This window comes from Prochlorococcus sp. RS04 (genome assembly GCF_001989455.1).
GTDB lineage: Bacteria > Cyanobacteriota > Cyanobacteriia > PCC-6307 > Cyanobiaceae > Prochlorococcus_A.
The window spans coordinates 1407912-1420852 of sequence record NZ_CP018346.1; the positions used below are offsets into that span (position 1 = coordinate 1407912).

The following is a 12941-nucleotide window of genomic DNA, read 5'->3' on the forward strand; positions in this document are numbered from 1 at the left end:
GAATTTTTGAATTTTAAACTATATATACTAAGTTAAACTTGTTTTAATAATTTTACTTTGAAACTATTGATTACCTAGATACCTGGGTATGAACAAATAACTAAAGAGTATATTTGTGATTAATTGCTATGGCTATCGGAGCGATAGAATTAGAACCTTCGACCTAGTGCTCCCAAAGGACTCGATCTATCAAATGAGATTCCCTTTAAATCCTAGTAATAGACAAAAATATCTACAGGTAATGGAAGTACTTTGAGACTCAATATAGGTAAATCTTCGAAGATTATAGAAGGTCTTTATAGATTCTAGATCCCCCTAGAGATCCTTTGGCTTATGAGACTGAAAGACAACAAAAAAGCGAGTTGGGAGACTAGTTAGTATAACTTGGTTTTTAAGAGTCGGGGCGACAGGATTCGAACCTGCGACCTAGTGCTCCCAAAGAACACGCACAAACAAGGCTATAATTGAGACTTATTGCTATGTCAAGACTTTAAAGAAATAAAGTGCGGACTAATTTGGACTAATATGTTTTGTTTTGGGTGTGTTTTGGGTGCATTGATATTTAAGTTTAGAAATATTAGAAGGTCTCAAAAACCGGCTTAAATGGCATAGATCCGAAATTATAGGGTTCTCCATTTACAAATTCAATGCCATATCCAATATCAGTAACTGCAAGTTGCATTTCTAAACCATTAGTTGAATTATTTATTACGACTGGGGTACCAGAATTTGTCTCAAAGACACCTATAAGTCTTTCTACTTCACCTGTATTTGTGGCTGTAGTTAAATTTGCATCAGCCGCTGTGAGAAGAGCTGATACTTTACCTCCCCCATCCATTGTCGCAGGAGCAAAGTAGGCACTAAAACTACCATCTCCAAAATCATCAAGAGTCTCAGTATGATCTTGTGCTGTACAGAAACCTGATGCTGCTGTTGTTCCTGCTGTACTATCTCCATTAGTATCTGAGCAATACTTAACTTCGTCTCCTGATCCATTTAGAATACTAACACTACCTCTTAAACCAAAAGTATTCGTAATAATAATGTATGCATGTGTATATGTATTTGATGCGGGTCTTCCATCCATTTCAGGTAAAGAAACAATATTATTAGCCAAATCAGCAGTTACTCCTGTACTTGTCATTGTTACTACACAATCATTTTTGCTAAATGTTCTTGGCGAACCTGTCTGAATTGGTTGAGCAGTACATAATCCTAATTCGTGGATTGTAATTTCAAACCTTTCAGGCGTATCACTGCAAAATGTCATTGAATTACCAATTTGTGCCGCTGTTTTTTGATATTTGCCATCAACTTTTTCCCCAATCGCAGTTGTACATTTTTGGGTGGAACTAGCTTTGGCAACATCTTGAAAAGCTGTAAAACCAAATAACCCAAATCCAATTGCAATTGAGTTGATGTTTTTTAGAAGATTTTGTTTGAATTTCATCGTGATAGTTTTTGTGGATTTTTAAAATTTAGTTTTTAAGGTTTAGACTCCTTTAGCTCTATTCTGGAAACTACCAGTTGATCTTTCTAGAAGAACATCGTACTTCCGTTTTACTGGTTGAGTCATTTGAGTGATCATATTTTTCTTATAATCTTTTTTGCCAAATGCCACTGGACTACCCGTAAGATTCACTCTTAATCCAAAGAATGTTTCATCTGTCCCTGGAAGAGAAGTGTTTACCGTGGTTGATGCAGCAGATATTTCATTGGATACATAAGCTTCTAAGCCAACATGAGGCGTAGCCTGCCAACTAACAGAACCTTCTAATCCAGAATTGTCCTGTGTATTTTTATAGTCCCAGTTGAACCCTCTTACAAAGAAAGCAAGTTGCGGATTATTAGGGAGCCTGTAACCTAGCTCAACATCCCAACCATCAACGACTCTTTCCTTGTAAGAAACACCTTTTACAGTTACATCTTTTTCATTAGTTATGGCCATATACCAGTTATTTCTAAGTTCAAAATCTTTCCAGAGATATTCTCCTCCAAGTCCAAGTCTGCTATGAGCATCACTATAATCTGTCATTCTGTAGTCCCAGAATGCATTCGCTCCTAACATTGATACATCATTGGGACGATGTCTAATCCCTAAACCAAAGTTAGTAGTGGCACCCTCTGCATTAGTTGCAGTTGCTAATCTTGCTTGAGAGAAAGCAAGTGTTTTAATATCACCCTCATCATCTTTTGCCAGTTCTCCAAGTTTCATCAAACTATTTAAAGAGAAACTTGTATCAGATTCTGTTCCTCCTCCAATTCTGACAGAGGTCTGGGCAAAAAATGGAATACTTTGAATCGAATTATTAGCTGTTGAATTTACAAAGTCATATCCGGCATCAGCTAATATTTTTTTACCATCACTAAACATCAAATCAGTATATTGACTGCCTTCTGCTCCTTGGTTCATTAAGGGCACAAACTTAGTTGAATAAGTTGCTGCTTTGATTATGTATTCGTCTAATTTATCTTTGGGTTCATAAATATTTTGCGTGTTTGCAGATTGATCAAATTTGATTTCTTCAAATTTGTATTCGTTAGCAGAAACAGAAAGAATAGAAGCAAAAGCTAAGGGGATAAGAGGTAGAGCTTTAAGTATTTTCACTAATTAAAATTTTTTTAAAAAAAATACCATACTTTGAAACTGATTTTCTACAAAAATATGGAAAATCATAAATGAATATACGTTTTTGGTGCATTTTGGGTGCAACCTTTTTTAGGTTTAATTTATTATAGGCTGAGACTTACTGCTATAACTGATCGGGGCGACAGGATTCGAACCTGCGACCTAGTGCTCCCAAAGCACCCGCTACGCAAAATGCGACAGCCCCCATGAGAAACAAGTGAGGCTATAGCTTATTAGTTGCTATTAAAAGAAAATTGATGAGTCTTAAAAAGTAGCAATATATAGCAAGGTGGTGCATAAATAAGCAAAATCTCGCTCAAATCTCGCTCACAAGCAACCTAGTGCCCTATGAGCACTAGCTCGTAGAATTTAGAAATTATTGATTGACATTCGATCTAAAATAAGGGGCAATTAGCTTTTTTTTTATGGATAAAAAGTGGAAGCAGTCTGAATTAAATAGAATTTACAGAGATCATCCAGAATTAAAACCTTTACCTGTTAAAAGCTTAGATATAGTTGTAATTGAATTTCTTAAATTACATGAAGTTGAGGTTATGCCACCGAAAAATAGTAGAGCAGGTGGAGCAATCGCAGGAGCTATAACTGGTGCATTTGGACCAGATGTTGGTGGAGATGCTTTTTTAATACAAGGACAAAACAAACAAACAAAGTTACAAGAATGGACTTCTTGGAAACAATGGGCTTTAAGTCATAAGGATTTTCCTGAATTTAAGAAGAAATTAACTGGGGGAGCCGTTGAAAAAAATGAAGAAATTGAACGAAATTTATACGAACCAGAATTTGTTAAAAAATGGACAGCTTATTTCAAGGAATATGAAGCTAAAGAATATGAAAGAAAGACTAAAGAAAATAAGAGCAGAAGTGTATCTCTTTTTATATTGTTAGCAATTTTTGTGGGAGTAATCGGCATAGCTCCAGAACTAGAAAGAAATTTCGGAAATAATAGAATGAATGAATATATTAAAAAAAATAAAGGTGATACACCAATAAGAAAAATTGATCCATCATCTTTTAATAACGAAAAAAAAGCAGGTTCCAAAAAGGTTAATTGCAATTCTCCTGTTTGGAAAAAGAAACCTATCTGTAATTAATGAAACGCTTACTACTCCCACTACTAGCAGCCCTCGCTTTACCTACTGCTGTTAATGCAAATGTAGATCCAAAAGTCGCTGAAATGTGTATGAAAGCAGTTGATTTTCAAGGTTGCGTTAATGCAATGACTGGGGTTAATAAAAATGCAAAAAATAAGGAAGAATTATTAAATGAAATTAGAAAACTTCCTTCGAGAATCTCAAATACTTCACTAAGAGATTTATCAGGAGAGACTAGATCATTTAGAGATAAATTAGCACTTAGTTCTCCAGAAGAAGTAGGTTTGGAACTCTTCGAAAATGCTAAAAAGCTTGAATCAGCTATCGATATTCTTTACAGCACATGGCAAAGAAAAATAGAGATTCAAAGTAGTGAATGGCTAAAATGGAGTCCTCAAAAAAACTATGAAACAGGACAAAGATTAAATAGAATTTTTGGAGGGTTAACTTTAGATATAAGATGTACAAGATATGGCTTTGTTATACAAGGTCAAGACATTACTTTTGCTGTAAGACTTTTAATTAATACCATTGCAAAAGAAATGGCTAATTCTGAAGGTAAATATTATATTTCTCAAGAAACCTATAAAATCCCTGCCACAGCTGAAATATTTTGTCCAGGAGATCCTAGAAGACCCGTTAAAGTTAGGAAAGAGGTAGAAGAATCTACTAAGCCCAAAAAACCGAATTGCCCTAATCCTGTATGGAAAGTTTCAGGACAAAAATATGTTTGTGAATAAATGAAACGCTTACTACTTGCACCGCTGCTAATTACTCTCTCAATTCTAAATATAGGATTTATTGGAAAGCCTAAATTGGAAGTTTTATATTGTGATCAAGAAAAATATATGAAAGCAAGTATTGAAGAAATGTGGGAAAATTTTCCTTGGATCTATGACAATAAAAATGGAAAACTTTATAAATATGATTCTTTTTTGAATGAAATAAATTTTATGGAAACCGATAAGGTTGGGGATAGTTTATATACTTTTGAGTCAAGACTTGATGGTAAGATTTTAAAAATTAAAGAAACAGAGACTAGTTACGGATATGTATTAGATGACAGGAGATATATCATTGATATTAAAGAAAAAAAATCAACTCATTACCCTGTAGATAATCCTGAGAGAAAGTATATAAACCGTTGTATTAAATTAGATTTGCCAAAAGGGGTAAAAATAAATTATTAAATGAAACGCTTACTACTTGCACCTTTAATAGTTAATAATTGACAGCCAACTAAAAGAGAATCATCTACTATTAATAAAAATTAAATTTAAATGAAAAAAACTATTTTAATTGGTTTAATTGCTGGCATTGCTGGGCTTGCAATTGGTTATAAAGTCCCAAAAGACAAGAATGCTGGTTATGTAATGATTTCTGGAAGGATTACAAATCCAGAACAAGCAGGTAAATACTTTGCAAAAGTAAATGATGTAGTTGTTAAAGGTTGTGGAGCAAAAACATTAACAGTTGATTATGAAACAGATGTTAGAGAGGGATACGATGGACCGTTTTCAGTACTCGCACAATTTCCAAGCAAAAAGGCAGCACAAGATTGCTATGAAGGTGATTATCAAAATATTATTCCTTTAAGAAAAGGAGCTATAGATATGAACTTTAGAATAGTTGAGAGAAATAGATAAAAAATAAAGCTATTTCTAGTGATACTGAGCGACATGAGGTTGCAAAGTTATGCAAGGTATAGCAAATCCTCGCTCAAAGCTCGCTCAGTCTCATTGTTCTAAAAGCAAACAATAAAAAAGAGAGTCTGGGAAACTCTCTTGTATGACTTGGTTTTTAAATGGTCGGGGCGACAGGATTCGAACCTGCGACCTAGTGCTCCCAAAGCAGTAAGACCCCTCTAGTGAGAGAAAGGGATCTAAGCTATAACTAAAGTCATACTCTGAATAAGACTGCACGAGACTGCACACTTTTGCATTTATAGGTTGTAATTCCACGGATTTCCGCAGAAAATAAAGTAGCACTAGGTTGTTTTACGGCTACTACAGAAAGTTGGGTTAAAGAGTTCAGAAAGGCTATTAAGACCAAAATTGGTTCTGGTTGGCAAGTTTCGAATGATAGAGGAAATATGCGTCTTTTAGTAGGAAATAAAAAAAACGGATTTACTTCAATAAACCTTCCTTTTGCTTGGCAAGAGAATCAATGGGTAGATGCTTATGACTTCATAAGGATTGGTGCGGAAGCATATTTGGAAAGTGATAAGAAACTACCTTTAAAAATTGCTTTTAAATTAACTAAGCAAACTGATAAGGAAATTACACTTGATTGGGAAGGTGCTTTGGTTCGATATAGAAAAACAACAACAAGAACAATAAAAGAAACAACTTGGAAGGATAAGCACTTGCCTGTTTTAGAGGGAGTTATGTTTTATATGAATAAAGCCAAGCACAAGCCACAAAACTCAAAGACACTACATAAGAAAGTTCTTAATGAATATGTTCATGGAAAATATAAACAACTAGAAGGTTGGGAGTTAGGAACAACTCAAAGAAGGCATATGAGAATAGCTTTTAATAAATTTTTGGATTATTGCTGCAACTATGAAGACTTCCCATCATATTGGCGACCTCTAGAACCAAAAGTTGCCGGAGAGAGAGATGATCTTATTGGAGAAAACAAGAGAATAGGCTATCCATTAACAGATGCACAGATTGGAAGATTGGTTGATAACTTTGGAGAGAATGACCAAGCTCAAAGATGGAAATTTGCTGCACAACTTTGTGCGGTTTATGGATTAAGACCAGAAGAAATTAATCATCTAGTTCTTCGAAACAATAAGGCAGAACTTTGGTGTACATATCAGAAGAAAAATTCTAAATTTAAAGAAAGAAAATTATTGCCTTTAGCAGTAAGGGATATTGATGGAAAACCTTTTAGTTGGTGCAAAAACTTGCTGCAAAGGTTAGCAGCGGGAGAAAAATTACCAGAAAATAAAGGGAAAGGAGGTCAGAATCTTGGAGAATACTTAAGAAGAAAAAGTATTAAAAATACTTGGTTGTCTATTTGTGCAGAAGCCGAAGCAGAAGGCTTAGAGTGTGTTCCCTATTCCTTCCGTCATAGATATGCCTATGTTGCTCACACAAGACCACTTAAAAATGGAACTATGAGAACAGTTAAGCAAATTGCTGACATGATGGGGCATGACACTGATACAAACAATAAAAATTACGCTAGATTCCAAACTAAGAATCTAGATATGGCTTCTGACTTGGAAGAATTACAGGAGGAAATAGTATGAGCAGTTATCTAGAAGAGAGAATTAGGTGGTATGACGACAATTATCGTAGTGGTAATGCTCTAATATCTGATGCCCAATTTGATCAATTAGAAAATAACTTAAAAAGAGTTAGTCCTAATTGTGATTACTTCACCAATAAAAAAGCTCTTCCACTTCCTTCACTTCCTAAAGATCAAATACAAGAATTTATAGAAGGATTACTTCCAGATACAAGATTAATTATTGAACCAAAGATTGATGGTTGTGCGATTGCTCTTCAATATAGAGATGGCATTTTAGAAAAAGCTATTAGTAGAAAAGGAACAGATTGCACTAATAAGATTTCTGCTGTTCCTGACGTTCCATCTAATATAAAAATCAAAGGTTTATTCCAAGTTAGAGGAGAACTTTTCAATCCTTCAGAATATGAAAGACCAACTTATTCTCAAAGACAGGCGGGTGGTTATCTTAGGGCTGCTGATAGCAAAAGCGATCATCTTAGCTTTTGTAGTTTCCAGATAATTAATGGAAGATTAAATCAGCATGATTCACTTAAATATTTAAAAAAATTAGGTTTTACGATTCCAGAATATAAGAGTCTAAATTTCACTTCTCAAGTTGAGATGTATAGAAAGCAATGGTCAGATAAAAAACTATTTACTAACTACCCAACAGATGGAATCGTTGTAAAAATAAATTCTAGAAAATTGCAATTAATTAGAGAAAAATCTATTGGTGTTTATCCACATTGGGCAATGGCTATTAAGTACTAAAAAATTAGATAAAGTACCTATATTTTGTTATTTATTTAAACGATATTATTTTGATCAAATAAGAGGATTAAAACAATGATGAAACTTGCAATCATTTTCTTGCCAATATTTTTTGCACTTATATGGGCTCTGTTTATTGGGTTAAGAATAAACAAAGTAGAAACTAGAGATGGAAAAAGAAAATTAATTAATTACTAATTGATTGACAGTCGATCTAAAATTAAGAGGAAACAAGCTCCTTTTTTATGTCTTGTTCAGTTACCTCCGTGTTTACTTTTAAAATTGAAAGCACTTTCGATGAATGGGCTGCAATATTTGATAGTGCAGAAGCAGATAAAAGGCATTCAGAATTTGATATCAAGCCACTTTTTAGAGGAGTAAGTAAGGAAGATCCTCAAAAAGTTATTGTTATTCATCAAGCTCCAGAAGGTAATGTTCAGAAGTTTGTCGAAGCTAATGGTGACTGGATGGCAACCCATAGAGTTGACCTTTCAACAATGGAAGAATCATCTTGGACTTCTTCAGCAAAAACGGAAACTTGTTGTGATTAACAAATGAAAAGACTTCTATTCCCACTAATATCGGCACTAACCTTATCTACTTCTGTTCAGGCTGGAATATCTGATGAATTACATAAAAAATGTTTAGAAGCACGAGATTATGCAGGTTGCGTGAATACTAATAAAAAATTTTCTCGCAAAAAAGATAAAGAAATATCTGGGATAGGAATAAGGCTCTTTCTTAATAGTGATACTGCTGAATTAACTATTCAATCTGTAATAAATGACTCTCCTGCCGCTTCCGCTGACATTCAACCAAATGATGTAATTATCAAAATAGATGGGAAATCAACTAAAGGAATGGGTATTACAGAGGCTGTTTCTCTCATAAAAGGACCAATAGATAAGCCAATTAAATTAGTCTTATTAAGAATTAATGAGTCAGGTAAAAAGGAAAAAATAAATGTTCGATTAGTAAGAGATACTTTTAAAGTCCCCAACAAAGAATATTTATATGAAGGAGATATGAGAAGGAAACTAGAGTTTTTCTTTCCAGAAAATTTAAAAGAAATTTTTCCAGAAAATGAACTTTCCCCAAATCAAAAAAGAGGAACCTCAATTTAAATTTCCGAATGAAACCCATACTCCTAGTTGAGCTTTTATTAGTTTTAATTACCATAATTTTTGTTTCTCTAAACCCAATTTCTAGAATTTATATTGCTGATTATTTAGAAAAGATATCCTTATTTTTATTTAAAACAGTAAGTGATGAAGATTTAAATCAGTGGTATGAGAAAAAAGATAAATATGAATTACTTGAGGAATCAGGAGGAGCTTCTTATTGATTGACAGTCGATCTACAATAAGGGGCATTTAGCTTTTTTTTATTGGTTATGTTTGTGCATATTGCATGGCATCCATTTATCCCCCATTTGATGAGCACCTTCACAATCAAATTTATGAGCTTCTTTTTCAGCCTGTTCTTTTGTATCAAATAACATTGGCATTTTTATTTGTTTTTCGGCTTGTTTATTGGAACAACCCAAAGTAAGAATCATCATGTAAAGAAAAGAAAGAAAAGAAAGAAAACGTTTCAAAATTAATTTATAAATAATGAGAGTTTAGTATTGAATATCTTTGGGAATATTTAAAAAGATTATTCCTTTACAAAGTTTATGAAAATTGAAGGTTAACTATTCAATAAGACGCATATAACTTATTTATTAATGGTGATGTCTTTTTAAATGAATCTCGACTATTAAGAGTTACAATAAGTAAAGTAGTATCTTGTATTGGTTTTCTATCGCTGGTCCTTGCTAACTATTCGAAAATATTACAAAAGGACAAAAAATGACTATTTTTATTGGAAATTTATCTTGGGATACTGAAGTAGAAGATCTTGAATCGCTTTTTAGTAATTATGGAGTAGTCAAGAAATGTTTTTTGCCCCTCGACAGGGAAACAGGAAGAAAAAGAGGTTTTGCATTTGTAGATTTAAATGATCAAAGTTCTGAGAAAATAGCCATTGATGATCTTCAAGATGTTGAATGGATGGGACGAGAGATAAGGGTAAATGAGGGTGAACGAAAAAAATCCCATAAAAGTCATTTCAAGAAAAATAATCTTTAGAAATTAAATACTTAATTAACATAAATTAAATTCCTCCCATGAACTCGATTAATTAAAAAGAATCTACTCAATGATATTAAAAAGAAAAAGCGATTTTATTGTTCTTTATCATAGGTCTCCTTATGACGAATCTAAAGACAAATTGGGTAAAAATAAATGGATAGATCAAAAAAGTCCCAACGGTATTATTCCCACTTTAAGGAATATTTTTAGAGATAAGGTAGATGGTACTTGGATAGCCTGGCGTGAAGTAAAAGATATTGATAATGAAGAAGATGAAATAACTAGAATCAATAAGGAAACATCATTTGACTTAGTAAGAATACCCTTAAATAAAAAAGAAATAAAGAGTTTTTATCATGTAACCTCAAAAGAGTCTTTTTGGCCTATTCTTCATACATTCCCTAAATATTTCGATGTTAACAACGCAGATTGGAAAATATTTGAGGAAGTAAATAAAAGGTTTGCAAAAACTGCTTGTAATCAAGCAGCGAAATCAGCAACAATTTGGATACACGATTACAATTTATGGCTTGCGCCTCTCTATATTCGGGAAATCAGGCCTGACATTAAAATTATTTTTTTTCACCATACTCCATTTCCTGCCAGCGATGTATTTGCGATTCTGCCTTGGAGAAATCAAATATTAGAAAGTTTACTTTCATGCGATGTGGTTGGATTTCATATTCCGAGATATGCAGAAAACTTTGCAAGAGCGGCAAGCTCTCTTTTAGGAGCAAAAAAAGATTCTAAAGAGTCTGTTAGTAAAAAATTTATTTCAGTAGGAAGTGCACTCTCAGAACCATCCTTTACTCCGTATCTACATTATGGTGGCAGAAAGATAAAAATAATCTCTTCCCCAGTTGGGACTTCTCCAGATCTAATAGCTAATCTAATAAAAAGTAAGAATGTAGAGAATCATATACAAAAGATTAAAGAAGGTACAAAAAAAGGACGTAAGCTGATTTTGTCGGCTAGTAGAGTTGACTATACAAAAGGCAATGAAGAATTGCTTTTGGCCTTCGAACGTTTATTGGAGAAAAGAAAAGACTTGCATGGAGAAATTGTATTAATGATTGCATGCGTTTCAGCTGCGAGCGGAATGAAAATATATAAGGAAACCCAAAGGGGAATAGAAGAAATTGTGGGTCGAATTAACGGAAAATTTAGTCTTATTGATTGGGTCCCAATACGCTTATCAACAAGAAGAATTCCCTATGAAGAAATGGTTGCTTGGTTTACTCAAGCAGATATTTGCTGGATTACTCCTCTTCGAGATGGACTAAATCTTGTCGCCAAAGAATATGCGGCAGCAAGAAAAGGTAACCCAGGAGTTCTTGTTTTATCAGAGTTTACAGGAGCATCCGTATTGTTAAATGGGGCAATTCTAACTAACCCTTATTCTCAAAATAAAATGGATGCATCCATTCATGAAGCAATTTCAATGCCGCTGGAAGAACAATTAGAGAGAATGGAGAGGATGACATCAGCAGTAGAATCATACACTGTGCAGGACTGGGCAGAAGAGCAAATCAAGTCTATTGATCTTCATTCGTAAAACTCTATTATCAAAAGAAAGTTCAAAAAATTATCTTTGTCTTCATGACTGAGATAATTAAGATATAAGCTTATTCTCTCGTTAATCGTAAACTCCTAAAAGCCTAAATTATGATTTTAAGTAGGTATACCTTGTCCTCACGAGTATGTGGCTGACATGTTTAGAGATATCGCAGATGCTCTTGAATTTTCTCATCATGAATCTGAAAGTAATTGTTCATGCTGTTAAATTCTGAGCCTAATTAAATATTTTCTGTATTAGTTCTATACAGAAACTGATATTAATTAGATTTTTTCTGAGATTTTTCTTTGAAATTACTTGTCTACATTGATTTTTGTTTATAAAAATGTAGTTATCGAAACAAATTTTGGAACTTTAATATTTTGGGATCATACAAAGTAAAAACCTTATATAAGGAAAAATCATTTTCTTTTTCAAGAATCGGACCTGATATTTACGGCTCCACTCATCCTCAGAATTTATTATCTGAAATAAAGGAAAGAGCAGAATTTCTATATGAGTTATTGGACAGGCATGTAATTTCCATAGACCCCTTCAGTAAAGATTGTCTTCTACAACTTTTCAGGCTGGCGGCAAAATTCGAAAGTAACCCAAACAGATATATTTCCCATAACAGTCCCCTAAAGGGAAAGATACTCATAAATGCCTTCTATGAACCAAGCACCAGAACAAGATTATCGTTTGACAGCGCATGGCACAGGCTGGGCGGCGATTCAATAAATATCACCGATAAAAGTTCCACTGGAATTGCCAAGGGAGAAACCCATCTGGATATTGCTCATATGTTTAATAATTACGGTGACTGCGTTGTCCTCAGAGAAAGTGACAATGAGGCGATCTTTGAAATGACAAAATCATTGAGAATTCCAATAATCAATGCCGGTAACGGAATCGATGAACATCCCACTCAGGCGATGTCTGATCTTTATACGATTTTTAAATGGAGACCGCATCTGGTCAACAAATCAATTGATGATAGTGAAAAAATAACCATTGGTATCATCGGAGTTCCATCACGTATGAGAACAGTCAGATCTCTTTTGAAATTATTCTGCAAGTTTCCATATTTCATAAAAAAAATTATTGTCATTTACGATGATAAATCAATTGATCAGAACGATTTATTTGATGAAGGCCAGCTTGAACAACTTATTGAATCTGATCTGAAGATTGAGCTGGAGACAGATATGGAAAAAGTATTGCCTTCCCTGGACGTTACCTATATAAATGCAATTGCATGGGTGGGAGAAAATTATGAGGTTCATGGAAGTTCATTTAAATTGCACAGTGAGTTACCATTTAAAAAAGATTCCATAATATTGCATCCACTTGCTCGTGGTCCTGAATTGTCAACATCATTGGATCAGACATCGAAAAATTGGTATTTTGCTCAGTCAAGAGGAGCGGTATTTGTAAGAATGGCATTACTTACCTGTCTGATGGATAGAACAACAAGAGTGATGGATGTCGTTTAACTA

Annotated in this window: 15 protein-coding genes and 1 tRNA gene; 12 read left to right on the forward strand and 4 right to left on the reverse strand. The window is 33.7% G+C overall.

Going from position 1 to position 12941, the window contains the following annotated elements; translation table 11 throughout:
• Positions 1-577: 577 nt before the first annotated feature.
• From BS621_RS07810 to BS621_RS07820, 3 genes are all read right to left on the reverse strand, one after another.
• Positions 578-1450, reverse strand: coding sequence for a hypothetical protein (locus BS621_RS07810; protein ID WP_077142416.1), 873 nt, complete (start codon positions 1448-1450; stop codon positions 578-580).
• A gap of 42 nt (positions 1451-1492) precedes the next feature.
• Positions 1493-2608, reverse strand: a complete 1116-nt coding sequence (locus BS621_RS07815) for an inverse autotransporter beta domain-containing protein (protein WP_077142417.1) — start codon at positions 2606-2608, stop codon at positions 1493-1495.
• A gap of 155 nt (positions 2609-2763) precedes the next feature.
• Positions 2764-2835 (reverse strand) — tRNA-Pro (locus BS621_RS07820).
• A 219-nt stretch (positions 2836-3054) separates the two neighbouring features.
• On the opposite strand from BS621_RS07820, the gene BS621_RS07825 reads away from it, so the two are divergent.
• The 9 genes from BS621_RS07825 (at position 3055) to BS621_RS07865 (ending at position 9100) form a co-directional block, all read left to right on the forward strand.
• Positions 3055-3741 (forward strand): hypothetical protein, encoded by a 687-nt coding sequence (locus tag BS621_RS07825; RefSeq protein ID WP_077142418.1) that lies wholly within the window; start codon positions 3055-3057, stop codon positions 3739-3741.
• A complete protein-coding gene (locus BS621_RS07830) occupies positions 3741-4481 on the forward strand; it encodes a hypothetical protein (RefSeq protein WP_077142419.1) in 741 nt (246 codons plus the stop codon). The genes BS621_RS07825 and BS621_RS07830 overlap by 1 nt, the downstream gene beginning before the upstream one ends.
• Positions 4482-4931 (forward strand): hypothetical protein, encoded by a 450-nt coding sequence (locus BS621_RS07835; protein ID WP_077142420.1) that lies wholly within the window; start codon positions 4482-4484, stop codon positions 4929-4931.
• Positions 4932-5021: 90 nt separating this feature from the next.
• A complete protein-coding gene (locus BS621_RS07840) occupies positions 5022-5387 on the forward strand; it encodes a DUF1330 domain-containing protein (RefSeq protein WP_077142421.1) in 366 nt (121 codons plus the stop codon).
• Positions 5388-5833: 446 nt separating this feature from the next.
• Positions 5834-7003 carry a hypothetical protein gene (locus BS621_RS07845; protein WP_083703272.1) on the forward strand — a complete coding sequence of 390 codons (1170 nt, stop codon included), beginning with the start codon at positions 5834-5836 and terminating at the stop codon, positions 7001-7003.
• Positions 7000-7755 carry an NAD-dependent DNA ligase gene (locus BS621_RS07850; RefSeq protein ID WP_077142422.1) on the forward strand — a complete coding sequence of 252 codons (756 nt, stop codon included), beginning with the start codon at positions 7000-7002 and terminating at the stop codon, positions 7753-7755. Before BS621_RS07845 ends, BS621_RS07850 begins: the two co-directional genes overlap by 4 nt.
• 245 nt (positions 7756-8000) lie before the next feature.
• A complete protein-coding gene (locus BS621_RS07855) occupies positions 8001-8306 on the forward strand; it encodes a DUF3764 family protein (RefSeq protein ID WP_077142423.1) in 306 nt (101 codons plus the stop codon).
• Positions 8307-8309: 3 nt separating this feature from the next.
• Positions 8310-8879: a S41 family peptidase gene (locus tag BS621_RS07860; protein WP_075507834.1), complete on the forward strand. Its 570-nt coding sequence runs from the start codon at positions 8310-8312 to the stop codon at positions 8877-8879.
• Positions 8880-8887: 8 nt separating this feature from the next.
• Complete coding sequence (locus BS621_RS07865; RefSeq protein ID WP_075439674.1) at positions 8888-9100, forward strand: hypothetical protein; 213 nt, start codon at positions 8888-8890, stop codon at positions 9098-9100.
• 39 nt (positions 9101-9139) lie between these two features.
• Here BS621_RS07865 and BS621_RS07870 read toward each other — a convergent pair whose 3' ends face one another.
• Positions 9140-9352, reverse strand: coding sequence for a DUF3721 domain-containing protein (locus BS621_RS07870; RefSeq protein ID WP_077142424.1), 213 nt, complete (start codon positions 9350-9352; stop codon positions 9140-9142).
• 253 nt (positions 9353-9605) lie between these two features.
• Between BS621_RS07870 and BS621_RS07875 the strand changes: the two genes are divergently transcribed.
• From BS621_RS07875 to BS621_RS07885, 3 genes are all read left to right on the forward strand, one after another.
• Entirely contained in the window at positions 9606-9884 is a 279-nt protein-coding gene (locus BS621_RS07875; RefSeq protein WP_075439666.1) for an RNA recognition motif domain-containing protein, read from the forward strand.
• A 70-nt stretch (positions 9885-9954) separates the two neighbouring features.
• Entirely contained in the window at positions 9955-11442 is a 1488-nt protein-coding gene (ggpS, locus tag BS621_RS07880) for a glucosylglycerol-phosphate synthase (RefSeq protein ID WP_077142425.1), read from the forward strand.
• Positions 11443-11825: 383 nt separating this feature from the next.
• Positions 11826-12938 carry an aspartate/ornithine carbamoyltransferase family protein gene (locus BS621_RS07885; protein ID WP_225866693.1) on the forward strand — a complete coding sequence of 371 codons (1113 nt, stop codon included), beginning with the start codon at positions 11826-11828 and terminating at the stop codon, positions 12936-12938.
• Positions 12939-12941 lie beyond the last annotated feature (3 nt).